The sequence below is a fragment of the Gemmiger gallinarum genome (assembly GCF_014982805.1).
Lineage (GTDB): Bacteria > Bacillota > Clostridia > Oscillospirales > Ruminococcaceae > Gemmiger > Gemmiger gallinarum.
The window spans coordinates 329,497-353,337 of sequence record NZ_JADCKC010000001.1; the positions used below are offsets into that span (position 1 = coordinate 329,497).

The 23,841-nt window shown below is 54.8% G+C and carries 24 protein-coding genes; 16 read left to right on the forward strand and 8 right to left on the reverse strand.

The annotated features are described in order from the left end of the window. Positions 1-102 precede the first annotated feature (102 nt). Positions 103-1,482: an MATE family efflux transporter gene (locus INF35_RS01620; RefSeq protein ID WP_193499804.1), complete on the forward strand. Its 1,380-nt coding sequence runs from the start codon at positions 103-105 to the stop codon at positions 1,480-1,482. A gap of 91 nt (positions 1,483-1,573) precedes the next feature. On the opposite strand, the gene INF35_RS01625 is transcribed toward INF35_RS01620, so the two are convergent. Beyond that, entirely contained in the window at positions 1,574-3,235 is a 1,662-nt protein-coding gene (locus tag INF35_RS01625; protein WP_193499805.1) for a glutamine--tRNA ligase/YqeY domain fusion protein, read from the reverse strand. Positions 3,236-3,345: 110 nt separating this feature from the next. Next, complete coding sequence (locus INF35_RS01630) at positions 3,346-3,921, reverse strand: xanthine phosphoribosyltransferase (RefSeq protein WP_193499806.1); 576 nt, start codon at positions 3,919-3,921, stop codon at positions 3,346-3,348. A gap of 341 nt (positions 3,922-4,262) precedes the next feature. On the opposite strand from INF35_RS01630, the gene INF35_RS01635 reads away from it, so the two are divergent. The 5 genes from INF35_RS01635 to INF35_RS01655 all read left to right on the forward strand — a co-directional run bounded on the left by INF35_RS01635 (position 4,263) and on the right by INF35_RS01655 (position 9,174). Then, complete coding sequence (locus INF35_RS01635; protein WP_193499807.1) at positions 4,263-5,462, forward strand: ABC transporter substrate-binding protein; 1,200 nt, start codon at positions 4,263-4,265, stop codon at positions 5,460-5,462. A gap of 255 nt (positions 5,463-5,717) precedes the next feature. Beyond that, on the forward strand, positions 5,718-6,599 hold the full coding sequence (locus tag INF35_RS01640) for a branched-chain amino acid ABC transporter permease (RefSeq protein WP_193499808.1): 882 nt from the start codon (positions 5,718-5,720) through the stop codon (positions 6,597-6,599). A gap of 17 nt (positions 6,600-6,616) precedes the next feature. Beyond that, a complete protein-coding gene (locus tag INF35_RS01645; protein WP_193500502.1) occupies positions 6,617-7,693 on the forward strand; it encodes a branched-chain amino acid ABC transporter permease in 1,077 nt (358 codons plus the stop codon). After that, a complete protein-coding gene (locus INF35_RS01650; protein WP_193499809.1) occupies positions 7,694-8,455 on the forward strand; it encodes an ABC transporter ATP-binding protein in 762 nt (253 codons plus the stop codon). A 2-nt stretch (positions 8,456-8,457) separates the two neighbouring features. Next, the gene (locus tag INF35_RS01655) at positions 8,458-9,174 is read left to right on the forward strand and encodes an ABC transporter ATP-binding protein (RefSeq protein WP_193499810.1); all 717 of its coding nucleotides are present in this window, start codon (positions 8,458-8,460) and stop codon (positions 9,172-9,174) included. A gap of 89 nt (positions 9,175-9,263) precedes the next feature. On the opposite strand, the gene INF35_RS01660 is transcribed toward INF35_RS01655, so the two are convergent. Then, positions 9,264-9,833, reverse strand: a complete 570-nt coding sequence (locus INF35_RS01660; RefSeq protein WP_235983079.1) for a DUF4364 family protein — start codon at positions 9,831-9,833, stop codon at positions 9,264-9,266. A 66-nt stretch (positions 9,834-9,899) separates the two neighbouring features. Further along, positions 9,900-10,805, reverse strand: a complete 906-nt coding sequence (locus INF35_RS01665; protein ID WP_193499812.1) for a S1 RNA-binding domain-containing protein — start codon at positions 10,803-10,805, stop codon at positions 9,900-9,902. A 139-nt stretch (positions 10,806-10,944) separates the two neighbouring features. Here INF35_RS01665 and INF35_RS01670 point away from each other — a divergent pair, with 139 nt between their 5' ends. The 10 genes from INF35_RS01670 (at position 10,945) to INF35_RS01715 (ending at position 18,763) form a co-directional block, all read left to right on the forward strand. Beyond that, complete coding sequence (locus INF35_RS01670; protein WP_193499813.1) at positions 10,945-11,130, forward strand: DUF951 domain-containing protein; 186 nt, start codon at positions 10,945-10,947, stop codon at positions 11,128-11,130. A gap of 27 nt (positions 11,131-11,157) precedes the next feature. After that, entirely contained in the window at positions 11,158-12,237 is a 1,080-nt protein-coding gene (gene prfA, locus INF35_RS01675) for a peptide chain release factor 1 (protein WP_193499814.1), read from the forward strand. 34 nt (positions 12,238-12,271) lie between these two features. Beyond that, positions 12,272-13,291: an L-threonylcarbamoyladenylate synthase gene (locus INF35_RS01680; RefSeq protein ID WP_193499815.1), complete on the forward strand. Its 1,020-nt coding sequence runs from the start codon at positions 12,272-12,274 to the stop codon at positions 13,289-13,291. After that, a complete protein-coding gene (gene coaE, locus INF35_RS01685; protein ID WP_193499816.1) occupies positions 13,288-13,923 on the forward strand; it encodes a dephospho-CoA kinase in 636 nt (211 codons plus the stop codon). The genes INF35_RS01680 and coaE overlap by 4 nt, the downstream gene beginning before the upstream one ends. Then, on the forward strand, positions 13,886-14,515 hold the full coding sequence (locus INF35_RS01690; protein ID WP_193499817.1) for a lytic transglycosylase domain-containing protein: 630 nt from the start codon (positions 13,886-13,888) through the stop codon (positions 14,513-14,515). Before coaE ends, INF35_RS01690 begins: the two co-directional genes overlap by 38 nt. Positions 14,516-14,580: 65 nt before the next feature. Next, on the forward strand, positions 14,581-15,969 hold the full coding sequence (locus INF35_RS01695) for an aminopeptidase (protein WP_193499818.1): 1,389 nt from the start codon (positions 14,581-14,583) through the stop codon (positions 15,967-15,969). Positions 15,970-15,994: 25 nt separating this feature from the next. Beyond that, entirely contained in the window at positions 15,995-17,128 is a 1,134-nt protein-coding gene (tgt, locus tag INF35_RS01700) for a tRNA guanosine(34) transglycosylase Tgt (RefSeq protein WP_193499819.1), read from the forward strand. Positions 17,129-17,257: 129 nt separating this feature from the next. Then, positions 17,258-17,593 (forward strand): preprotein translocase subunit YajC, encoded by a 336-nt coding sequence (gene yajC, locus INF35_RS01705; protein WP_193499820.1) that lies wholly within the window; start codon positions 17,258-17,260, stop codon positions 17,591-17,593. Positions 17,594-17,660: 67 nt separating this feature from the next. Beyond that, the gene (locus tag INF35_RS01710) at positions 17,661-18,104 is read left to right on the forward strand and encodes a TIGR04086 family membrane protein (RefSeq protein WP_193499821.1); all 444 of its coding nucleotides are present in this window, start codon (positions 17,661-17,663) and stop codon (positions 18,102-18,104) included. Next, on the forward strand, positions 18,104-18,763 hold the full coding sequence (locus INF35_RS01715) for a hypothetical protein (protein WP_193499822.1): 660 nt from the start codon (positions 18,104-18,106) through the stop codon (positions 18,761-18,763). Before INF35_RS01710 ends, INF35_RS01715 begins: the two co-directional genes overlap by 1 nt. Here the strand turns inward: INF35_RS01715 and INF35_RS01720 are convergent. From INF35_RS01720 to radA, 4 genes are all read right to left on the reverse strand, one after another. Next, positions 18,755-19,852, reverse strand: coding sequence for a tyrosine recombinase XerC (locus tag INF35_RS01720; RefSeq protein WP_193499823.1), 1,098 nt, complete (start codon positions 19,850-19,852; stop codon positions 18,755-18,757). The two genes, INF35_RS01715 and INF35_RS01720, sit on opposite strands and share 9 nt — an antisense overlap. A gap of 720 nt (positions 19,853-20,572) precedes the next feature. Next, on the reverse strand, positions 20,573-21,502 hold the full coding sequence (locus tag INF35_RS01725) for a DUF7916 family protein (protein WP_193499824.1): 930 nt from the start codon (positions 21,500-21,502) through the stop codon (positions 20,573-20,575). Positions 21,503-21,505: 3 nt separating this feature from the next. After that, a complete protein-coding gene (locus INF35_RS01730) occupies positions 21,506-22,345 on the reverse strand; it encodes an enhanced serine sensitivity protein SseB C-terminal domain-containing protein (protein WP_193499825.1) in 840 nt (279 codons plus the stop codon). Between the two features lie 62 nt (positions 22,346-22,407). Beyond that, positions 22,408-23,811 carry a DNA repair protein RadA gene (radA, locus tag INF35_RS01735; RefSeq protein WP_193499826.1) on the reverse strand — a complete coding sequence of 468 codons (1,404 nt, stop codon included), beginning with the start codon at positions 23,809-23,811 and terminating at the stop codon, positions 22,408-22,410. Between the last annotated feature and the right edge of the window lie 30 nt (positions 23,812-23,841).

The following is a 23,841-nucleotide window of genomic DNA, read 5'->3' on the forward strand; positions in this document are numbered from 1 at the left end:
CCCCCCTTTACAATACTGCCATTATAGCATAAAATAGCCGCTAGGCAAGAGATCCGATGCGCTTTGACAGTGCGTCGGAGAGGGAAAAGGAGGAAGCATTTTATGCGGCGGGCGTATCGCCAGGGAGATATTCTGACGGGGAATATTCCCACACAGTTGATTCTGTTTTTTCTGCCTGTCTGGTTCGGCACCTTTTTTCAGCAGCTGTACAATACGGCGGACACTCTGATTGTGGGCAACTGCGTCGGTACCCGGGCACTGGCTGCTGTGGGTGCAACGGGAGCGCTGACCCAGCTGCTCATCGGCATCTTCACCGGATTGTGCAGCGGCGCAAGTGTTGTCGTGGCGCAGAGTTTTGGTGCAAAAGATACCCGGAAAATCTCGCTGCAGGTGCATACCTCCATCGCTCTGGCCATCGCGGGCGGGGCGCTGCTGATGGTGCTTGGCCTGGCCGGGTCCAGGATGGCCTTGTCCTGGATGCGTACGCCGGCAGATGTACTGGACGATGCGGTGCTGTATCTGCGCATTTATTTCCTGGGAATGATTCCGCAGATGCTCTACAATATGGGAACCAGTATTCTTCGTGCTGTGGGAGATTCCAAGCGGCCGTTGTATTTTTTGATTATCGCCTCACTGGTCAATATCGTGTTTGACCTGATCTTTGTGGCGGGATTTCATTGGGGAGTGGCTGGTGCGGCCGCTGCCACGGTACTGAGCCAGATTGCCAGTGCAGTTCTGACGCTTCGCTGCCTGACAGGGGCGCCGGAAATGCCCTGGCACCTTGACTGGAAACGTCTTGGCATGGACACCGCAGCGCTGGCGGATATCTGCCGGATCGGTCTGCCTACCGCGGCACAGAGTGCCCTGTACAGTGTCAGCAACATTATGATTCAGAGCAGCATCAACGGTTTCGGGACTACGGCGGTCGCCGCCTGGGGCGTATACGGAAAAATCGACTTTCTGTTCTGGATGACAGTCAACTCGCTGGGTATTTCGGTCACCACTTTTGCAGGGCAGAATTTTGGAGCCGGTCTGTATGACCGAGTCAAAAAAGGAACTTCCATCTGTCTGGCCATCACAGCGGGCATTACGGTTTGCCTGAGTGTGGCGCTGTACCTTGCCGCGGAACCTCTGTTCGGCGTGTTTTCTCAGGACGATGCTGTGATGCGCCAGGGCGTGGAGATGCTGCATGTGCTGGCTCCTATGTATATTACCTATATCTGCATCGAGATCCTGTCCGGCACGCTGCGCGGCTGCGGCGATGTGACGGTGCCGACCGTCATCACCTGTTTCCTGGTATGCGGTCTGCGGCTGGTCTGGCTGCTTGCCGTGGTGCCGCTTCATCCGGCGGTATGGATGGTGGAGTGCAGCTATCCCATTTCCTGGATTCCGGCATCCCTGTGCTTTATCGGCTATTATCTGGCCGGAGGCTGGCTGAAACGCCGCATTGCAGCCCAACGGGCAGAGAAGCTGCCCGCCTGAATCAGAATAAAACAGAATAAAAAGGGTCCCGCCCCAACAAACCGGCCTTGTGGCTGTTGGGGCGGGACATTTTTGTTTATTTGAATGCAAATTACAGTTTGAAACTGTCTTTCAGCGTGACAATGCGGTTGTAGACGCCGGGCAGATGGCTGTCGGGAGTGAAGTAGCCGGTACGGACGAACTGGAAGCGTTCACCCGGCTTGGCGTCCTTCAGGCATTCCTCCAGCTTGGCGTGGGGAACGGAAACAACGCTCTCGGGATTGAGATAGTCTTTGAAGTCGGCACCCTCCGGGAGAACCACCATGTTCTGCTCGGTGAACAGCTTGTCGTACAGGCGGATTTCCGCATCGATGCAGTGTTCACAGCTGAGCCAGTGGATGGTGCCGCGCACCTTGCGGCCGTCGGCGGGATTGCCGTTGCGGGTTTCCAGATCAGCATCGGCGTGGACGGCGACAATATTGCCCTCGGCGTCTTTGTCTACGCCGGTGCAGCGAACCAGATACGCGCCCATCAGGCGGACTTCGCTGCCAATGGTAAGGCGCTTGAACTTCGGCGGCGGGACCTCAAAAAAGTCGCTGCGGTCGATCCAAAGCTCACGGGTGAAGGCAGCTGCGCGGGTGGAAGCGTCGTTGGCGTCACGATTGGGGTTGTTGGGCAGATCAAAGTACTCGCACTGATCCGTGGGATAGTTGTCAATGATCAGCTTGATGGGATCGAGCACGGCGATGCGGCGCTGGGCACCCAGTTCCAGCTCGGCACGCAGTACTGCTTCCAGCTGGCGCATATCCACCAGGCTGTCTGCCTTGGAAATGCCTGCCTGCTGCACAAAGGTGAAGATGCTGCTGGGCGTATAGCCGCGGCGGCGCAGACCGGACAGGGTGGGCATACGGGGATCATCCCAGCCGTCCACAATGCCTTTCTCCACGAGCTCGCGCAGATAACGCTTGCTCATGACCGTGTTGGTGACATTGAGGCGGGCAAATTCTCTCTGCTTGGGAAATTCTCCGCCCACAGTGTTGCGGATGACCCACTCATACAGGGGGCGGTGATTCTCGAACTCCAGGCTGCACAGGGAATGGGTGATCCCCTCAATGGCGTCCTGAATGGGATGGGCAAAGTCATACAGGGGATAGATGCACCACTTGTCTCCCTGCCGATGGTGATGCACATGCTTGATGCGGTAGATGGCCGGATCGCGCATGTTCATGTTGGGGCTGGCCAGGTCGATCTTGGCACGCAGCGTTTTCTCGCCGTCGGCAAATTCACCGGCACGCATGCGGCGGAACAGATCCAGATTTTCTTCCGGCGTGCGGTCGCGGTAGGGGCTGGGGCGGCTGGGCTTGCCGGCGTCGTTGCCACGGTATTCCTGCATCTGTTCCCGCGGCAGGTCATCCACGTATGCCTTGCCTTCCAGAATCAGCTTCTCGGCATACTCATAGCACTTCTCAAAGTAGTCACTGCCGTAGAAAATGCCGCCATTGGGCTCGGCACCCAGCCATTTCAGGTCGGCCAGAATGCTTTGGACATACTCGTCATCCTCGCGGGCGGGGTTGGTATCATCGTAGCGAAGATTGAACTTGCCGCCGTACACCTTGGCAATCATATAGTTGATGAAAATAGCCTTGGCGGAACCAATGTGCAAGTAGCCGTTGGGTTCCGGCGGGAACCGGGTATGAATTTCTTTGACCTTGCCCTCGGCAAGATCTGCGTCGATAATCTCAGTCAGAAAATTGGAAAATTTTTCGTCAGCCATAATTCCACTCCACAATCCATTTTATAAAAGGAATAATCTATTTTACACTAGACAGAAGCTTTCTGCAAGTTTGGTCGATTCTGTCACTTTCAAATACGCCGCAAAGAATTTTATTGCTGTCGGAAGGTGAGGGAAGTGTCATCCATATGGTCGACGATGGCGAGACTGGCAAGCTTGTAGCCTGCAGCACGCAGCTCGGCGCCGCCGGGCTGGAAGCCCTTTTCAATGCAGATGCCGATGCCCCCGACCGTCACGCCGGCCTGATTGCAGACATCCAGCAATCCCCGCATGGCCTTGCCGTTGGCAAGAAAGTCGTCCACGATCAGGACCTTGTCCCTGGGGGAGAGAAATTTTTTGGCGAGAGTGATGTTATAGTCCTTGCCGTATGTATAAGAATGCACAACAGAGGTGTAGACCTCGCCGTCAATATTTTTGCTCTTGGCCTTTTTGGCAAAGACTACAGGGACGCCGAAATGCCGCGCCGTCATGCAGGCGATGGCGATGCCGGAAGCCTCGATCGTCAAAATCTTAGTGATCCCATCCTGACCAAAGATACGATAGAATTCCTGGCCGATCTGGTCCAGAAGCTCAACGTCAAGCTGATGGTTCAAAAAACAATCGACTTTCAATACATTTCCGGGCCGTACCTGACCCTCGCGCAGGATGCGCTCTTCCAGCAGTTTCATACTAACCCCTTTCGGCCTGTCCTGCAGGCCTGATATCCGTCTGGCCGCACACAGCGGCGATAAGATTTAACCTTTATTATGCCAAAAATCCCCAGGGTTTGCAATCCCTATTTTGCACACGGTGTTGGACAGATTGTTGGATTGACAATGTTTTGTAACTAATATTTATGTAAAATGCCTACAAAAATGAATAATTCGTAAACAAACTATGGCGATTTGATGCATTGAAGAAGGGGGAACACGGCGGTATAATAAAGAGCATATTACAGTGTATTTGTGCATTTTCTATTTTGCATCGTCAAAAAAGAGGGTACACTGTAAAAACACAGGAGGGATATAACATGAAAAAGTTTGTCAGTGGTATGCTGGCAGCCGTTATGGCTTTGAGCCTCGCTGCCTGCTCCGGCAATACGGACACTTCTTCCGCTGCACAGGATTCTCAGGCTGCCACTTCTGAGGGCAGCGCATCTCAGGCCACCATCAAGATTGGCGGCATCGGCCCCACCACCGGCGGCAATGCCCAGTACGGCAATGCCGTCAAGAACGGTGAGAAACTGGCCGTGGATGAAATCAATGCCGCTGCCGGTTATACCGTGTTTGAACTGCAGTTTGAGGATGATGAGAGCGATCCCGAGACCGCGCTCAACGCGTACAATGCTCTGAAGGACTGGGGCATGCAGGTTCTGGTCGGCCCTGTCACCAGCGATCCCAGCCTGAACGTTGCTTCCAAGTGCGTCGATGATAATATGTTCATGCTGACGCCTTCCGCCTCTGCTGAGGACGTGGCGCTGACCGGTTCCAACATCTTCCAGATGTGCTTTACCGACCCCAACCAGGGCGTTGTTTCTGCCAACTATATCAAGGATAACAACCTGGGCAGCAACATTGGCATTATCTACGACTCTTCCGATCCGTACTCCACCGGCATTTATACCGCATTTATGGCCGAGGCTCAGCAGCTGGGTCTTAACATTGTTGTCAGCGATGCATCTTTCCAGGCAGACAACAAGAGCGACCTGTCTGTTCAGGTTCAGAACTGCCAGGATGCCGGCGCTGATCTGGTTTTCCTGCCCATCTACTACAATGAGGCCAGCCAGGTCCTGATTGCTGCCGACCGTATCGGTTATGATCCGGTTTTCTTCGGCTGTGACGGCATGGACGGCATTCTGGGCGTGGAAGGCTTTGATACCAGCCTGGCTGACGGTCTGATGATGCTGTGCCCGTTCTCCGCTTTCGGCGAGGATGAGACCACCACGACCTTTGTCAACGCTTACAAGGCTGCTTACAACGATGAGACTCCCAACCAGTTCGCTGCAGATGCATATGACTGTGTTTACGCGATCTACCAGGCTCTGCAGGATGGCGCCATCTCCGCGGATATGTCCTCCAGCGAGATGTGTGATGCTCTGACCAGCGCTTTCACCACCATGTCCTTTGACGGCACCACCGGTGTCGGCCAGACCTGGGATGAGAACGGCATGATCTCCAAAGAGCCGAAGGTCTACACCATTGAGTCCGGCGCTTACGTACTGGCTGACTGATGCTGCCTGACTTGTAATTCTGCTTGCCAAAGGGGGCTGACCGAACGCTGTTTCGGCAGCCTCCTTTTGTTTTTTGCGCAGCAAACAGTGCTTTTTCGTGAAAATGAGACATATCCCATGGGATAAACCGTCAGATTATCCGCAACTGCATTGTTTCGACGCGTTTTTTGTGTTACCATAAAACTGTTCGTTTTGCACCTTTGAATCATCATAGGGGCGAAGTTGGGAAAAGAAAATTGTGAGGTGTGTTTCGCAATGCAGTTTTTGTCTTACCTGATCAGCGGGATCAGCCTGGGCAGCGTCTATGCATTGATCGCCCTGGGCTATACAATGGTCTATGGCATTGCCAAAATGCTGAACTTTGCACACGGCGATATCATCATGATCGGCAGCTATGTCATCTTTTTTGCTTTCGGGTCTTTTGGCTGGAATCCCATTGTGGCTGTTTTGTTCTCGATGGTGGTATGTACCATTCTGGGCGTTGTGATCGAGCGCATTGCTTATCGTCCGCTGCGTGAGGCACCGTCGCTGGCGGTCCTGATTACGGCCATCGGCGTCAGCTATCTGCTGCAGCAGGTGGCACAGCTGCTCTGGACATCCAATGCAAAGAGCTTTACCTCGGTTGTCGGTTTTCAGAAAGTCACTTTGTTTGACGGTCAGCTGACCATCTCCGGCGAGACGATCGTAACGATTCTGGTGTGTGTCGTCATCATGGTTGCGCTGACGCTGTTCGTCAACCATACGGTGCCCGGCCATGCCATGCTGGCGGTCAGTGAAGACCGCGGCGCGGCACAGCTGATGGGCGTGAATGTCAATGCCACCATCTCGCTGACCTTTGCCATCGGTTCTGCGCTGGCTGCGGTGGCAGGCGCTCTGCTTTGCTCGTCCTATCCGTCGCTGTCTCCTACCACCGGTGCAATGCCCGGCATCAAGGCGTTTGTTGCTGCGGTTTTCGGCGGCATCGGTTCCATTCCCGGCGCGCTTATCGGCGGCATTTTGCTGGGGATCATTGAGAACCTGAGCAAGGCGTACATCTCCACGCAGCTTTCCGATGCCATTGTCTTTGCGGTTCTGATTGTTGTCCTGCTGGTCAAGCCCACGGGTCTGCTCGGCAAGAAAGTCAACGTGAAAGTGTGAGGTGATTACCAGTGCCGCTGACAAGATTGAAAAATGTGAAAAAGACGACCAAAAGCAATATCATCACCTTCGGTATCGTCATCCTGTTTTACCTGGTCGTTCAGATTCTGTCCGGGGCAGGGCTGACCAGCAGCTCCTTTGAGGGTCAGCTGGTTCCTATCTGCGCGTATGTTGTTCTGGCTGTCTCTCTGAACCTTACGGTTGGCTTTCTGGGAGAGCTGAGCCTGGGACATGCAGGCTTTATGAGCGCCGGTGCTTTCTCCGGCGTGCTGGTGTGGACGCTTCTCGGCCAGTCGCTGCCCACCTGGCTGGCTGTCCTTCTGGCCTTTGTGGTGGGCGGCTGTGTAGCCGGCCTGTTTGGCTTTGTAATCGGTATTCCGGTACTGCGTCTTTCGGGTGACTATCTGGCCATTGTTACCCTTGCATTTGGCGAGATCATTAAAAACGTCATCAATGCCTGCTATTTGGGCTATGACTCCAATGGTGTACATTTCTCTCTGAAAGACGCCGCCTCCATGGGGCTGGAGCCGGACGGCACCACATTGATCAACGGCGCCATGGGCATCACCCGCATCAAGACGGTCTCGAACTTTACCATCGGTATTGTCCTGGTGATTCTGGCACTGTTTGTTATCATCAACCTGATCAATTCCCGTGCCGGTCGTGCCATCACGGCCATTCGAGACAACGAGATCGCAGCGCAGAGCGTGGGCATCAACCTGACCAAATACAAGCTGATGGCATTTGTCACCTCCGCTGTGTTTGCCGGCCTGGCAGGTGTTCTGTACGGGCTGAACTACTCCTCTCTGGTAGCTCGCCGCTTTGATTACAACACCTCCATCCAGATCCTTGTCTTCGTGGTTCTGGGTGGCATGGGCAATATCCGCGGCTCCATCATTGCCGCTGCACTGCTGACGGTCCTGCCGGAAATGCTGCGCGGCCTTGACGACTACCGTATGCTGATTTACGCCATCGCCCTGATCGTTATGATGATTTTCAACCAGAGCCCGCAGATGATTGCCTGGAGAAAGCGTATTGCCGAACGCTTTAAGGGCGCACGCAAGTCTGACGGCAAAAAGAAGGAGGTGGCCTGAATGGCTTTGTTGGAAGTAAGCAACCTGGGCATCGCCTTCGGAGGCCTTCAGGCGGTGTCTCAGCTGGATCTCTCCATTGAAAAGGGCCATCTGTACGGCTTGATCGGTCCCAATGGTGCAGGCAAGACCACTGTGTTCAATATGCTGACCGGCGTCTATCGCCCTACTGAGGGCAACATTGTGCTTGACGGCAAAGACATTACCGGCAAAAGTCCTGAAGCCATCAATAAAGCGGGCGTTGCCCGTACTTTCCAGAATATCCGTCTTTTTAATGAGATGAGCGTTCTGGATAACGTCAAGGTGGCTTTGCACAATCAGGTCCGCTACAGCATGCTGACCGGCATCCTTCGGTTGCCTTCCTTTAAGGAGAAGGAGCATGAGATGAACCGCCGGGCGCACAAGCTGCTTCAGATTTTTGATCTGGATGGTCAGGCCAACCTGAAGGCATCTCAGTTGCCTTACGGCAAACAGCGCAAACTGGAGATTGCCCGCGCACTGGCTACCAATCCGAAGCTGCTTCTGCTGGATGAACCGGCGGCCGGCATGAACCCCAACGAGACCGAGGAGCTGATGCAGACCGTGCGCAGTGTCCGGGATCAGTTCGGCATTGCCATTCTGCTGATCGAGCACGACATGAACTTTGTCATGGGTATCTGTGAGGAGATCACCGTACTGGATTACGGCCGCGTGATTGCCCGCGGCGACGGCAAAGCGATCCGCAACAACCCCAAGGTCATTGCGGCATATTTGGGAGGTGACTAACGATGGGTGAGATGCTTTCGGTCAAAAACATCAATGTGTTTTACGGCTCGATCCATGCCATTCGGGATGTCTCCTTCCATGTGGATGACGGTGAGATCGTCACACTGATCGGAGCCAACGGCGCCGGTAAGACCACCACCATGCATGCTATTTCGGGCCTGCTCAAGCTGCAAAGCGGTGAGATCACTTATTGCGGTGAGATCATCAGCAAAATGGAAGCTCACAAGATCATTCGACTGGGACTTTCTCAGGTGCCGGAAGGCCGCCGTGTGTTCAGCGGTCTGACCGTGCAGCAGAATCTGATGCTGGGGGCTTATACCCGCCGGGACGGCAAGGAGGCCATTCAAAACGACTTTGACATGGTCTATGAGTTGCTGCCTCGACTGAAGGAGCGCCGCAGCCAGCCGGCAGGAACGCTGTCCGGCGGCGAACAGCAGATGCTGGCCATTGGCCGGGCGATGATGTGCAAGCCCAAGATGCTGCTGCTTGACGAGCCTTCCATGGGCCTGTCTCCGCTGCTGGTCAAGGAGATCTTCAAGATCATCCGTGATGTCAACCGCAACGGTGTGACGGTCCTTCTGGTGGAGCAGAACGCCAAGATGGCTCTTGAGATCGCCAACCGTGCCTACGTTCTGGAAACAGGCACCATCAAGATGGAAGGCGATGCTCATGAGCTGGCCAACAACATCGAGGTGCGCAAGGCATATCTGGGCTGCTGAAAAAAGCCTATGACACAAAATAAAAAAGAGAGGGTTGCTGGGGAAGCGAACCCTCTCTTTTTGCTGTTATGGTTGTTTGTGCCGGAGCTTCACAGCACCGCATCGGGCGGCGCATCGTCCAGAGCAGGCTGTGTCAGCAGATTGAGCAGCTGGGAATATACCAGGCTGCCCTTGGAAATAAATCGATTTTTCACCATTTCGGCAGTCAGGCGGTCGGGCATGGAGAGCTGAATCTGAAAACTGTCGCGGCCCATATCCTCAATGGTACAGATGACCCGATATTCGTCGCCGTCACGCTGGATGCGGGCCTTATTTTGCGCAGCTTTATGCACCCAGCTCTGGATGCGGATCACAGCACGGACAGCGCTTTCGCGGACACTGCGGGGCAGATCATAGGCCAGAGTACTTGCAACGACGGCGCCTTTCTCTGTTATCACATACCCCTTCTCCGTAGATTCGATCAGTTGCTGATCTTCCAGCTCATCCAGGGCATTGACGAACTCAAAGTAATTGACCAGCTGTTCTTGCAAGAGTGCGCCCTGCATGGCGTCCCGCGTGAGCGGAGCGGCGGTTTTGACAAGGTAGCACAGCAGAATCCGGATCTCGGTATCGCTTGTAAGGCCGCCGGGCTTTACACCGGCGGTAAAGGCTTCCGCCATTGCCATCACTTCCCGCAAATAGTTTCTATGCATCTATTATACAAAACTGCGCGGAAAGTTACAAGCTCAAAAGACTGTCTCAATCTGTTTTCGACTTTGGGGCGTCGAATAGGTCCAATGTTTGAGCCTGCCTTTTGTCACGAAGTAGTGCGGCTCAAACCGCAGGGACTGCCCCAGATTCTTGTTGACGATCACCAGTTTGATCTTCATTTTGTCCGGCAGAATGCTTTTGATGTAAACGCTGACCGACTGCCCCGGCTGAAGAGTGGAGTCCGGTTCGGCAAGCCCGGCCAGGTTGGGGGCAATCTCCACAAAAACGCCGTAGTCCTCCACGCTGCGGACGATTCCCACGACAGTCTCTCCTGCGGCAAAGCAGGCGGCATTTTCACTCCAGGTCCCCAGCAGCTCGCGCAGGGTCAAAACGATGCGCCCCTGCGCATCCCTTGTCTTGATGGCGCATAAAAGCTGCTGACCGACCGATACCCGGTCTGCCGGGGAAGAAATCCGTGACACTGAGAGGCAGTCAATGGGAAGCAGTGCTGAAATACCGCATCCCACATCACAGAAGGCACCAAAGTTTTCGATGTGCGTTACGGTGCAGGGAATGACGCTGCCGGCTTCCAGAGTATCCAGGTACTGAGTGCGGCAGGCCCGCTGGGCAGCTGCTCGAGACAGCAGATAGACGCTGGAGCCTTCCTCCTGGCGAAGATCGGTAATCACAAAACAGGTGGGCCGTCCCACACGGGTCAGAACGGCGATGTCTTTAATAGTCTCACCGCGGGAGGTATCCAGACATTCCTCATACGGCATATAGGCTTTGTGACCGCACAGCTCAAAACGCAGGCGGCGATTGGTGTCGTAGGCAAGAGCGGTGCTCTGCAGCACTTCTCCGGTGGCAATGCAATGCTCCAGTTCATCGCGGCGCAGATGGTTGGCGTTTCGGCAGAGGCCTTCGGCGCGGTATTCCAACATTTCACATTTCCTCTTTTCTTATGGTTTTCGCAGTAGCGGTGTTTTACTCTATGCGGAGATGGCGGGGGATATTTGCAAAAACGGCTGGGTGGTATATAATATTGCTGTGCCGTTATGCGGCAGGAAAGGCGGGATCGTCATGGATGTACAGGTCGGTGATGTGATCCAGACCAAAAAGCAGCACCCCTGCGGTGCAAACCGGTTCGACGTGCTGCGTGTGGGAATGGATTTCAAGATCCGCTGCCAGGGGTGCGGTCGGGAGATTATGCTGCCCCGCGTCAAGATTGAGAAGAATATCAAGAAGGTGCTGCGGGGTCAGGAGTGATCGTTCGCCCGTGGCGGAAGGATTGCTATGTTTGAGGAACTGCACGAGATCGAGCGCCATTACGAGGAACTTGCGCATCGGATGTCCCGGCCGGATGCTGCGCAGGACCCTTCGGCATACGGTAAAATGTCCCGGGAGTACAAGGAACTCGAACCATTGATCGAGACCTACCATCGGTACCGGGACCTCTGCCGGGAACTGGATGAGATGCAGCAGCTCTTGCAGGGCAACAGCCTTGACGCTGAGTTCAAAGCTATGTTACAGCAGGAAGTATGCGAAAACGCGCGAAATAAAAGCGAGCTGGAAGGAAAGATTCGACTTCTTCTGCTGCCAAAGGACCAGGATGATGACAAGAGCGTCATTCTGGAAATCCGTGCGGGTGCCGGAGGCGAGGAGGCGGCATTGTTTGCCCACAGTCTCTGGCGGATGTATCAGATGTATGCTTCCAAATGCGGCTGGCACTGCGAAATTGTAAGCCTCAACGAGACCGAGCTGGGGGGCGTCAAGGAACTGATCCTTCTGGTAGAGGGAAACGGTGTTTACAGCAAGCTCAAGTTTGAGAGCGGGGTTCATCGTGTCCAGCGTGTGCCGGAGACAGAGACCCAGGGCCGCATCCATACCTCCACCGTCACGGTGGCCGTTATGCCGGAAGCGGAGGAGGTGGAGCTCTCCATCGATCCCAAGGATTTGAGAATCGATACTTTCCGGGCTTCCGGTGCCGGCGGCCAGCACATCAACAAGACATCCAGTGCAATCCGGGTAACCCACATTCCCACCGGCATGGTGGTGGAGTGCCAGGACCAGCGCAGTCAGCGTGAAAACCGGGAGCAGGCTCTCAAGGTGCTGCGCAGCCGCCTTTTGCAGAAAAAGCAGGCGGAGTATGATGCCGATTACAACGCCCGGCGCCAGAGCCAGGTTGGCACCGGTGACCGCAGCGAGCGTATCCGCACCTACAATTTTCCCCAGGGGCGCCTGACCGATCATCGCATCGGGCTGACTGTTTACAAGCTGGAAGAGGTGCTCAACGGAGCGCTGGACCTGGTTGTGGAACCGCTGACGCTGGCCGATCAGGAAGAAAAGCTCCGGGCGCGGGATGCTCAGGAGTAAACGATAAGGGATTCAGGGAAAGAAGCTGAAAGATATGGAAACGAAAGTCATGCCGGTCAATGAGGAAAGCTTGGCCTACGCGGCGGAGCTCCTGCAAAACGGCCAGCTGGTCGCGCTGCCGACCGAAACGGTATATGGAATTGCGGCAGACGCCCGAAATGGCGAGGCCGTCAAAAAGATTTTTGAAGCCAAGGGCCGCCCCCAGGACAATCCGCTGATTGTTCACATCTGCGGGATGGAAATGCTCAAGGGCATTGTCTCGGAGGTGCCGGAGCGTGCCAAAAAGCTTGCCAAGGCCTACTGGCCGGGGCCGCTTACTATGGTGCTGCCCCGCGGCCCCGAAGTCTCGGAAGTGACCTGCGCCGGACTGGATACGGTCGGCGTCCGGATGCCTTCCCACCCTGTGGTGCAGGCGGTCATCCGCCGATCGGGTGTGGCATTTGCCGCGCCGTCGGCCAATCTTTCGGGGAAACCCAGCCCTACCAGCGCCGCCGATACCTTTGCCGATATGGACGGCCGTCTGCCGCTGATCCTTGACGGAGGAGAATGTACCTATGGCGTAGAATCCACTGTCGTTTCTCTGACCGGAGAGCAGCCGGTTTTGCTGCGCCCCGGCTATGTGACCAAGGAGCAGCTGGAAGCCGCACTCGGAGAGCCGGTTCTGGTATCTCATGCCATTCTGGAAAAGCTGGCCGACGGGGAGGTCGCCCGTTCACCGGGAATGAAGTACAAGCACTATGCCCCGAAGGCAGAGATCACCATTCTGGAAGGCAGCTTTGATGCCTTTTGCAAGTATGTTGCCGACCATGCAGGGGAGGGCGTCTGGGGGCTTTGCTTCGACGGCGAGGCAGACCGGCTGCCGGTTCCTTGCATTGAGTATGGCTCCGAAAACAAACCCGCCGAACAGGCACACAAGCTCTTTTCGGCATTGCGGGATCTGGACCGCCACGGCGCTGTGACAGTCTATGCCCGCTGCCCCCGCCGGGACGGCGTGTCCATGGCGGTGTACAACCGGCTGATCCGTGCGGCGGCATTCCGGGTGGTGCAGATATGAAAATTGTGGGCTTGACCGGGCGTTCCGGCTGTGGGAAATCCAGTGTTTCCGCTTTTTTTCGGGCGCAGGGATGCGCCTGTATCGATGCCGATCAGGTTTCCCGGGAGGTGCTGCAGCCGGGATCTCCCTGCCTGCCGCGCTTGCAAAATGCATTTGGTTTTGATATTGTAGATAAGAATGGGGTACTGGACCGCCGTCTGCTGGCAAACCGCGCTTTTGCTACACCGGAAGGAACCCGGCAACTGACAGATATCACGCATCCTGAAATTCTGTCACGCATCCGGGCAGCGGCCAGACAGGCCGAAACGGATGGCTGTGCGCTGTTTTTTGTGGACGGCGCGGTGATTCTGGGAACCCCGTTTGAAAAAGAGTGTGACAGACTTGTTGTCGTGACGGCTCCTTATGATCGGAGCGTTGCACGGATCTGTGCGCGCGATGGGATTTCTGCGGAGATGGCACGCCGCCGTCTGGATGCGCAGACGCCGGAGGCAACTCTTTGTGCCGCTGCGGATTACCTGATCTGCAACGACGGCAGTCTGGCCAACCTTGAATTGCAGTGCAGGAGCGTATTGGACTCTCTGCGGAAGGAGGCACATGAGACGAACACAACAGACGATCCGAAAGGAAACTAAGCTAAAAGAAAAACAGGATCGCTGGCGGACATGGTGGCTGCGGATCGCGGCCGTATTGCTGTGTCTGATCGCGATTGGAAGTATATTTGTAATCTCCTCCCACGAAAAAATTGAGCAGTGGGAATATCCCCGCAAATATTCCGACCTTGTGGAGTATTATGCGGGCAAGTATGACCTGGACGAGCGGATGCTCTACTCCATCATCCGCACCGAGAGCAATTTCGATCCCCAGGCCCAGTCCAATGTGGACGCCAGGGGGCTGATGCAGATCACGGAAATTACCTTTGACTGGATCAAATCCAAAATTGCCCCTTCGGAGGAGCTTACCTTCGACGATCTCTATGATCCGGAAACAAACATTCGCTTTGGTACCTACTATTTCAGCTACTGCCTGCAACGGTACGGCAATGATCTGGCAACGGCGGCGGCCGCTTATCACAGCGGCTGGGGAACAGTGGACAGTCTGCTGTCAGACAGCCAGTACTCTCAGGACGGCGTTACACTGGACAGTTTCCCGTATACCCAGATGCAGCGGTATGTCTACAAGGTGACCAGCGCGTATGAGCGTTACTGCGAGATTTACGCAGACTGATGTTGCTATTGAGGCCGGACGCCAGAGCGCCGGGCTTTCAAATAAGAAAGGAATGGATAGATAATATGGATAAGGAAACACTGAAAAGCCTTCTTTACAAGAACGAGACGGTGGCCGACCTGGCACCGGATATGCTGGCTCAGGCAAATGCCTTCTGTGAGGGCTACAAAGTTTTTCTGGACAAGGGCAAGACGGAGCGTGAAGTCTGCGCCTACAGCGAGGAACTGCTGAAGCAGGCGGGGTACCGCGTTTTTGTCCCGGGCGAGGCACTGAATCCGGGGGACAAAGTTTACTACATCAATCGCAAGAAGTGCGTTCTGGCGGCGACCATCGGCCAGAAGAACCTGGCGGAAGGATTCCATCTCAACATTGCACACATCGATTCGCCGCGCCTCGATCTGCGCCCGGTGCCCCTGTACGAGGGCAATGACTTTGCCTACTTCCGTACCCACTATTACGGCGGCGTGCGCAAGTATCAGTGGCCCACCATCCCTCTGGCGCTGCACGGCGTGATCTGCCGTGCCGATGGCTCCACGGTCGATGTTTGCATCGGTGAGAAGGATGATGATCCGGTTTTCTGCATTACCGACCTGCTGCCGCATCTGGCCGCCAAACAGAACGAGAAGAACCTGAGCGAAGGCATTACCGGTGAAAACCTCAATGTGCTCATTGCCTCCACTCCGGTCGAGGACAAGGAACTGGAGAGCCGCGTCAAGCTCAACGTGCTGCGCATGCTCAACGAGACTTACGGCATCACAGAGAAGGACTTTACCCGTGCTGAGATCGAGGTCGTTCCTGCCTTCAAGGCCCGCGATATCGGCCTGGACCGCGCCATGATCGGCAGCTACGGTCACGATGACCGTGTGGATGCCTATCCCGCCCTTATGGCTGAGATCGAGACCAAGAACCCTGTCTACACCAGCGTCTGCGTCCTTACCGATAAAGAGGAGACCGGTTCCGACGGTGTTACCGGCCTCAACAGCATGTACACCTTCCACTTCCTGCAGCAGCTGTGCGCAGCGCAGAATGTGGATTACATCACGGCGTTCCAGGCTTCCAAGTGCCTGTCTGCCGACGTGACCGCAGCATACGACCCGAGCTTCTCGGATGCCTTCGAGCCCAACAACGCCACCTATGCAGGCCGCGGCATTGCCGTCTACAAGTACACCGGCGCCCGCGGCAAGTCCTCCACCAATGATGCCCCGGCAGAGACGGTCAGCTATCTGACCCGCCTGCTGGACCGCAACAACATCGTCTGGCAGATCGGCGAGATGGGCAAGATCGACCTGGGCGGCGGCGGAACTGTTGCCAAGTATGTCGCCAACCAGGATATCGATACCATTGATATCGGCGTGCCTGTGCTCTCGATGCACTCTCCCTATGAGGTCGTCTCCAAGAGCGACGTTTACATGGCCTACCTGACCTTCAAGACATTCTGCGAGGATTGCGAATAATCAAAAACACAAGAGGAGGGCGTTTATGCCGTATCGTCTGATCAAACAGCAGGGCAGTGCCCGACGCGGTGAATTCCAGACCGTGCACGGCACGGTGCAGACCCCGGCGTTCATGAACGTTGCAACTGCCGCGGCCATCAAGGGCGGACTGTCTGCGTTCGATCTCAAGGATATCCGCGCACAGGTCATGCTCTGTAACACCTACCACCTGCATCTCCGACCGGGCGATCAGCTGGTTGCGGATATGGGCGGCCTGCACAAGTTCACCCGCTGGGACGGCCCCATCCTGACCGACAGCGGTGGATTTCAGGTGTTCAGCCTGGCAAAGCTGCGCAACATCACCGAGGAAGGCGTGACGTTCCATTCCCATCTGGACGGCCACAAAATCTTTATGGGACCGGAACAGAGCATGCAGATCCAGGCAAATCTGGGGTCGACCATCGCCATGGCCTTTGACGAGTGCGTGGAAAACCCCGCTGAGCACAGCTATGCCAAGGACAGCTGTGCCCGTACGGCCCGCTGGCTGCTGCGCTGCAAGACGGAGCTTGCCCGCCTCAAACATGAAGGTCGTGCCGTCAACCCGGATCAGCTGCTTTTCGGCATCAACCAGGGCTGCACCTATGCAGACCTGCGGGTGGAACATATGAAGCAGATTGCCGAGTATGATCTGGACGGCTATGCCATCGGAGGCTTGGCCGTTGGAGAACCGGCTGAGGTGATGTACGATATCATCAGCGCGGTGGAGCCGTATGCGCCCAAGGATAAAATCCGCTATCTTATGGGAGTGGGTACGCCCGGCAACATTATTGAGGGAGTCTACCGCGGCGTCGACCTCTTTGACTGTGTTATGCCCAGCCGCAATGCCCGCCACGGACATCTGTTCACCTGGGACGGCATCATCAATATCAAGAACCTCAAATACGAGCGGGATGAACGCCCCATCGACCCCAACTGCGACTGCCCGGTCTGCCGCAATTTCTCCCGCGCCTACATCCGCCATCTGCAGAAAGCGGATGAGATGCTGGGGATGCGCCTTGCAGTCATGCATAACCTGTACTTCTACAATCACCTGATGGAGTGTATCCGCCAGGCGCTGGATGAGGGACGGTATCAGGAGTTCCATGACACCTATGTCAAACGCCTGGATACCCGGATCTGATTCGGGCAAAAACAGAGGCTGCCGTGCATTTTGCAGGAAAAGATATACAAAAAATGCCCGCGAAGGCTTGCGTAATGCGCTGTATTTTTGTATAATAGAACAAATCGGTTGAATTAAGGAGCTTGTTTTATGTATCAGTTTTTGGAAACCACGTCCACGGGCAGCATGCTGTCGCTTGTCCTGCCGATGCTTGTTCTGGTCGTTTTTATGTACCTGATCATCTACCTGCCGCAGAAGAAGCAGGATAAGAAAGATGCGGCGATGCGTAACTCGATCGAGATCGGCGACGAAGTCACTACCATTGGCGGTATTGTCGGCCGGGTCTCTGCCATCAAGGAAGATACCTTTGTTCTGGAGACCGGCAGTGACCGGGTCAAGATTCGCTTCCGCCGTTCTGCCATTGCCTCGGTAGAAAAGCTGGATATGGGTACTTCCAAGGACAGCAAAGATAGCGCAAAGAAATAAGCGGAACATCTTCGCATACCAACACGCCCCCTTGCATAGTGTTTTACTGTGCAAGGGGGCGTGTTTTATGAATCACAAATTGAAATGGAAACAGCCAACAGGCAAAGCCACTCGACATTCCATATCCGATCAGCAGAAAATTATGATGATCCTGCTCAAGGCCTTTCTGGGAAGCATAGCAGTGATGCTGTTGCTGTTTATGGCAGGGGCATTGGCGTTTGCAAAACTGCCATTGCCGGGAAATCTGGTGCGTCCGGCAGCCTGTGTGATTTCCGGCGCAGGAACAGCAGTTTCCGGTTTGCTGCTGGCCCGTGGATTTGGCCGCCAGAGGCTGCTGTGCGGACTTGGCGGCGGCGTGTTCTATTCGCTGTGCATTGCCGGTGCCAGTGCGCTAAAGGGAAACTTTGCGTTGGAACAGAGGGGTATCGCCCTGATCTGTATGCTTCTGCTGGCGGGCATGCTGGGCGGGGCTTTGACAGCTGTCAGGCCGGCAGGCCGGAGGGTTCGCTGATGCGTGCCGCAAAAACAATGCCGATATGGCAACCAAAAAAGCAAACGGACCGGCAACCGGTTCGTTTGCCCAAAATTTTGGCTTCTGAAAGAGGCTTGGAATGGAGTGTAGGCCTGGGCGGCCTGTTTTTGATCGGATATATTGGCGGAATTCTGCTTTGCCGGGAGCAAGCGCCGGACTTCGGCTCGGTACTTGCTCAATATTACATGGACAAGCAGAATTATCTGTCGTTGGCGGCGGGATTTGGGGCAGAGTTTTCGGCGCTGTTTCTGCAGGCAGGGATTATTTTGCTTTGCGGATCCAACGCCCTTGGCGGCGGTTTGCTGGCAGTGTTTTTTGCGGCAAAGGGGACTTTGCTGGGAATCTGTGCGGCATCGGTGTTTCTGAATTGGGAGGCCCGCGGACTGATCGTATACTGGCTGCTGACCTCTTTGCCCAACACAGCGGCGCTCATCTTGCTGCTTTGGCTTGCCAGGGATGCTGCAAATCTTTCCGGGAGTCTGTTTTATGCCATGTTCAATGGGGCCGGGACACGCGGCGCCCCGGAACGAAGGCTCAGAGCACTGCTTCTTCGGTATCTGCTGACACTTGCCATCGGTGCAGTCTGTATGGCTTTGAGCGCGGCTGCGTCCGGACTGTTCGCCAGTGTTTTACTTTAATGCAGAAGCCTCCGTCTCGGCGTGGGAATCGGAAGGCTCAGGCTCTTCGCCGTCATCCTTTGCTGCTTGTGGCACAGCAGGCTCCGGAGTGTATTCCACCTTGGAGAGCGGGGAAGACTCGACAGCCTGTTTCAGCTGTGCCTGGTTGATGTGCGTATAAATCTGTGTGGTAGAGACATTCTCGTGCCCAAGGATTTCCTTCAAGGCCAGCATATCGACCTGACCGTATTGATACATCAGCGTGGCGGCCGTGTGACGCAGTTTGTGCGGCGAATATCCCATTCCACTGAGTCCGGCGCTTTGCAGGCAGCGAGCAACAATCTGTTCCACTCGGCGAGCGGTCAGCCGTTTGCCGGTACGCTTGGAAACAAAAAGGGCTTTCTTGTCCACCAGATTGGGCAGGGAAGCCCTCTCTTTTTTGTAGTGGTCCAAAGCCTGCAGGCAGGCGGAATTCAGATAGACCAGCCGTTCCTTGCTGCCCTTGCCGATGATACGGATCGTTTCGTCACGAAAATCTCCCAGATCAATGGCAACGAGCTCTGCCAGACGCATGCCACAGTTTAAAAACAACGTTAATATGCAATAGTCACGGCTGTAAAAATCACTTTGTACATTTTTTAACAATTCGATGCTTTCGTCCAGCGTCAGATATTTGGGCAACGCTTTTTTCGGCGTACCAAGGCTGATGTTTGCTGTGGGATCGTCGTGCAAGCGATTGGCCTGTGTGCACATATAACCGAAAAAGCCGCGCAGAGCCGAGAGCTTGCGGGCACGTGCTTTGGCGCCGTTAGACTGCGCACGAGCAAATTCAAGAAAGTTAAAGATATCGCGTTTGCGTACAGAGGCAATTTGCTGGGTACTGATGGAACGCAGATCAATTTGGGATGGTTCAGTATCCTCGGAAGCAAGATTCCACTGGACGGCCATGAAACGGAAGAAACTGCGCAAATCCAGATAGTAACCGTTTACGGTGCGTGGTGAACGCTGTTTGACAAAGTCCAGATAATGGAGATAATCTATCACGTCATCTGGGATGTCCAAATATGGAGCATGTCGTTCCGGATGGACGGTATCTATATAGGTGCTCATAAAAAACTCCTAAGGGTAAAAGTTGAAGACTGCATCTGATGGAAATATGAAAAATGGCCTTTTTACCAAGGACCAAGCAGTTCTGGGGCCGATATATCAGCTAAAAGCCCTCAAAGAGGCATTTTCACTCCCCTGTATTTCGCTAAATTTACATTTAGCGAAATAGCATGCATTGCTTTTCCGGGCAGGTTGGACGTATTCAGATCTTCCCTCTGCGGTTGGAATCGGTTGCTTCCATGGAGGAACTTCACGAGTTGCAGCTGTGACAAGCTTTGTGAATTGCATGGATGACTCAAGTCTTGTGTGTCACAAATTATTTGACCGGGCAGATCATGTTGGATAGCGTGTTATCTGCATCCACGCATAGCGGCAGTATCTTCAAAAATATTCTTGGTGCCATAAAAACCGCTGCGAAAAAGCATATCTCCGGAATTGAAAACAAGGAATTTTCGTCTCGTTTGGGAACATTTGGCAGTGGGGTGCTCTTCTCCCCTTCAATCTGTATTCCGGAGAGTTACCGCCCCGAAAAGGTCGATATAAGTGGGATTTGTATGAATTATATCCGCTTTTTCAGCACCCGTCAATGGAACATCCACTGCAGATTGACTGGATGGGTTCAGACGCAATCAGTTTTTCCCATAAAATGTAAATCAATAAAAAGAACGCTTTCCCAGGATTCTCCTGGGAAAGCGTCTTTTTTGCAAACATCAAATAATATACTCAGCGATTGATAGAGCTTGCCATTCGGTGATAGGTGTGCCGCTCACCACGGATGGCGATGGAATAAGCGAGAATGTTCTGCGGCAGCGCCATACCGGGAACGCCGGTATCCCCAATATGGTGCACATCAGCTCCAGCCATTTTACACATCAGTGCGATGCGGCGGATGGTATCTGCGTCGGCCCCTTCCTGCGAAGTGCCGATGGCCGTCATGGCAAGAGCGCCCACCCTGTGAATCTGAGAGATCAAGTCATGGGCCATTTCTTGTGTGATGCCTGGGACAGTCCCCGGAGCAGGCAGCAAAATCATGTCGGCACCTGCCGCCACAAAATCGGAAATATCCTGTTCCGTCAGGATGGTGTCACCGCCTTCTCCGCGTACGCCGGATGCATGCATCTTGCCCGCTGTTAGAATCAGACGGTCCCCGGCAGCGCGGGAAATCTCCTGCAAGGACTGGATGATGGCGTCGTTTTTGACACCGTTGCCGGGATTTCCGGTGAGAACGACCATGTCAACCCCCATCTCTGCGGCAAGAAGGGCGTTCTCCGCTGTGGCGAGACGACCGGGCGTCATCTCCCACAAGCTACCGGAATTGGCAGCCTGGGCAGCGGCTAGATCGGCCGGTTCCAGATTGATGGCAATTACCCGCCCTGTCAGCCGTTTGAGTTCTCGAACCGTCTCTTTGGCAGGCACCTCCGGCAGAGCCTGGATCACCGGATTCTGCACATCAAACATATTCAGAAGCAGGATGTCTGCTCCCAGAGAAGCGGCATACTCCGCATTGGTGATATCGCCCAGCAGAGGCTGTGTGATGCCGATGGTTTCGCACGCGAGGACTCGGCCCTCGCATCCGGCAATGGAATCCAGCAGCTGGGCTTTATCAAAACGACGGATCTCGCTCGCGGTACAATCCAGAAGACGTTTGGACATGGATCAATCCTCCTCGTCCTGCTCATAGATACGGCCGCGCGCACGAGAATAAAAGGGCTCACTGCCGCGGATTCCCTGCTGGCCCAGCGGCGATGCAGCGATGGTCAGGTTCATGTCCATTTTGGCCTGCTGCAGATACGGGCGGGCAGCCTGAATGACCTTGGTAAACAGATCGTTGTCTTTGGGGGCATCCAGAACCATCAGATAGCTCTTCTGCGTGTCATTGACAATCATCATTTGCAGATAAGCCTCATTGACCTGCGTGTTGGCTTCCAGAACATCACAGACAGGAGCCATAAGTTCCTCCGGGTAGACTGAGAGCTCAACAATGACAACTTTGTCGCCGGGGTTGATGCGCTTCTGGGCAGCTCGCTCCTTGGCGGCTTTGGCAAAAGCATCTTTCTGCTGCTTGAGGGATGCGACCACTTCCCTCTCGAAGCGAAGGTTATCTCCAAAGGGGTTGATCACAAAGCCGGACACCTGGGGATTCTTGTCGATCAAGGCAGCGTACTCGTCAAAATGCAGCATCATAGTTTGCTGTGCGGGATTTTTGCGCCACTTGTGCAGCTCATCCCAGTCGGTGAATGCCATGAAATACTGCTTTTTATCGGTAGTACCCAGCAATGCAAAGGAAACCTTGGTGTTGGGGGGAACCGGAACCTTGCCGTTTTTATCCATTTTTGGAGGGGGGCCTGCAAAGCCTACCTGCACCGGCACCAGGAAGGTGGAACGCATCATCATGTTGATCATGAGATTGCGAGTTTCAGGGGTATTGTTGGCTTTCATATCGGCCATTGCCTTTTTCATCGCCGGGTTGGTCAAAGGCTTTTTCGAATCATTCATCGTCCTGCTCCTTTTATGTGTTCTGTTTCTGTATTGTGATTCGTCCGTTTTCTGGCAAATGCTCAGTCCTTCAGCTTGATGCTGTTGATTGCCTCACGCAGATAGGAGACGCCAATCAGGCGCATGCCTTCAAACTGGGTGGGATCGATGGTTTTGAGGTTGTGTTTTGGCACAATTGCGGTATCAAAGCCAATGCGGCAGGCTTCCCGCAGGCGTGTTTCCAGATGAGAAACGCTGCGGATCTCTCCGCCCAGACCGACTTCCCCAATGGCAATCGTTTTTTCTCCGATGGGAAGATCCAGCAGGCTGGATGCCATGGCCAGACAAACCGGCAGATCGCAGGCTGTTTCGTCCAGGCGCAGGCCGCCGATAATATTGACATAAACGTCCTGATTGCCGAAAAAGTAGCCGGCACGTTTTTCCAGCACAGCAAGCAGCAGATACATGCGGTTGTAATCAAACCCGCTGGCGGTACGCCGTGGTGTCGGAAAGGAAGTTTTGGTGACCAGCGACTGAACCTCACTGAGAATGGGTCGGGTGCCTTCCATGGCACAGGCCACACAGGTACCGCTGATTCCCACCGGACGTCCTTCCAGCATGACCTGGGAGGGATTCTCAATTTGAGCCAGCCCCCGGCCGGTCATGTCGAACATGCCGATCTCGTTGGTGGAACCGTAACGGTTTTTCACAGCGCGCAGTACGCGGTACGGCAGTGTCTTGTCACCCTCAAAATAGAGAACGGTATCCACAATGTGCTCCATCACCTTGGGACCTGCGATGGCGCCGTCCTTGTTGACATGCCCTACAATGAACATGGGAATATCGTTAGACTTGGCAACGTTTAGGAACCGGGCCGTACTCTCCTTGACCTGAGATACCGTTCCGGCGGAGGAAGCAATGTCGGTACAGCGCATGGTCTGTACCGAGTCGATCACTACAAGTCCCGGTTTCAGCTGCTCGATCAGTCCGCAGATTTCATCCACATCACTTTCGGCAACCAGGGAAATGTTATCCTGAGCCACGTCCAGACGGACGGCACGCAGCTTGATCTGCCGAACCGATTCCTCTCCGGTGACATACAAGACGCTGTGCGTTTTGGAAACTTCCCCGCACAACTGAAGAAGGATCGTTGACTTGCCGATGCCGGGTTCGCCGCCGATCAGCGTCATGCTGCCCAGCACGATGCCGCCGCCCAGCACACGGTCCAGTTCACGAATGCCTGTTACAATGCGGCTTTTTTCCTCTGTTGTGCTGACGCTTTTCAGGTTCAGGGCGGTGAGGGTCGTCTGGCCGGTCACCCGGGCCGGAGCCGAGGCACGGGAAGAGGAGCTCTTGGCCGGTTCGGCGACCACGTCCTCGTTCATGGTGTTCCACGCCCCGCAGGAGGGACAGCGCCCCAGCCAGCGAGGGCTGGTCTCACCGCACTGACTGCAGACATATATGGTTTTCAGTTTTTCTTTTGCCATGCAGGCATCCTCGCTTTTGTGAAGTATCTT

Bases quoted from the DNA above. Each gene is read 5' to 3' on its own strand.
- INF35_RS01620 (WP_193499804.1), top strand. From the start codon at position 103: ATGCGGCGGGCGTATCGCCAGGGAGATATTCTGACGGGGAATATTCCC.
- INF35_RS01625 (WP_193499805.1), bottom strand. From the start codon at position 3,235: ATGGCTGACGAAAAATTTTCCAATTTTCTGACTGAGATTATCGACGCA.
- INF35_RS01630 (WP_193499806.1), bottom strand. From the start codon at position 3,921: ATGAAACTGCTGGAAGAGCGCATCCTGCGCGAGGGTCAGGTACGGCCC.
- INF35_RS01635 (WP_193499807.1), top strand. From the start codon at position 4,263: ATGAAAAAGTTTGTCAGTGGTATGCTGGCAGCCGTTATGGCTTTGAGC.
- INF35_RS01640 (WP_193499808.1), top strand. From the start codon at position 5,718: ATGCAGTTTTTGTCTTACCTGATCAGCGGGATCAGCCTGGGCAGCGTC.
- INF35_RS01650 (WP_193499809.1), top strand. From the start codon at position 7,694: ATGGCTTTGTTGGAAGTAAGCAACCTGGGCATCGCCTTCGGAGGCCTT.
- INF35_RS01655 (WP_193499810.1), top strand. From the start codon at position 8,458: ATGGGTGAGATGCTTTCGGTCAAAAACATCAATGTGTTTTACGGCTCG.
- INF35_RS01660 (WP_235983079.1), bottom strand. From the start codon at position 9,833: ATGGCGGAAGCCTTTACCGCCGGTGTAAAGCCCGGCGGCCTTACAAGC.
- INF35_RS01665 (WP_193499812.1), bottom strand. From the start codon at position 10,805: ATGTTGGAATACCGCGCCGAAGGCCTCTGCCGAAACGCCAACCATCTG.
- INF35_RS01670 (WP_193499813.1), top strand. From the start codon at position 10,945: ATGGATGTACAGGTCGGTGATGTGATCCAGACCAAAAAGCAGCACCCC.
- prfA (WP_193499814.1), top strand. From the start codon at position 11,158: ATGTTTGAGGAACTGCACGAGATCGAGCGCCATTACGAGGAACTTGCG.
- INF35_RS01680 (WP_193499815.1), top strand. From the start codon at position 12,272: ATGGAAACGAAAGTCATGCCGGTCAATGAGGAAAGCTTGGCCTACGCG.
- coaE (WP_193499816.1), top strand. From the start codon at position 13,288: ATGAAAATTGTGGGCTTGACCGGGCGTTCCGGCTGTGGGAAATCCAGT.
- INF35_RS01690 (WP_193499817.1), top strand. From the start codon at position 13,886: ATGAGACGAACACAACAGACGATCCGAAAGGAAACTAAGCTAAAAGAA.
- INF35_RS01695 (WP_193499818.1), top strand. From the start codon at position 14,581: ATGGATAAGGAAACACTGAAAAGCCTTCTTTACAAGAACGAGACGGTG.
- tgt (WP_193499819.1), top strand. From the start codon at position 15,995: ATGCCGTATCGTCTGATCAAACAGCAGGGCAGTGCCCGACGCGGTGAA.
- yajC (WP_193499820.1), top strand. From the start codon at position 17,258: ATGTATCAGTTTTTGGAAACCACGTCCACGGGCAGCATGCTGTCGCTT.
- INF35_RS01710 (WP_193499821.1), top strand. From the start codon at position 17,661: ATGAATCACAAATTGAAATGGAAACAGCCAACAGGCAAAGCCACTCGA.
- INF35_RS01715 (WP_193499822.1), top strand. From the start codon at position 18,104: ATGCGTGCCGCAAAAACAATGCCGATATGGCAACCAAAAAAGCAAACG.
- INF35_RS01720 (WP_193499823.1), bottom strand. From the start codon at position 19,852: ATGAGCACCTATATAGATACCGTCCATCCGGAACGACATGCTCCATAT.
- INF35_RS01725 (WP_193499824.1), bottom strand. From the start codon at position 21,502: ATGTCCAAACGTCTTCTGGATTGTACCGCGAGCGAGATCCGTCGTTTT.
- INF35_RS01730 (WP_193499825.1), bottom strand. From the start codon at position 22,345: ATGAATGATTCGAAAAAGCCTTTGACCAACCCGGCGATGAAAAAGGCA.
- radA (WP_193499826.1), bottom strand. From the start codon at position 23,811: ATGGCAAAAGAAAAACTGAAAACCATATATGTCTGCAGTCAGTGCGGT.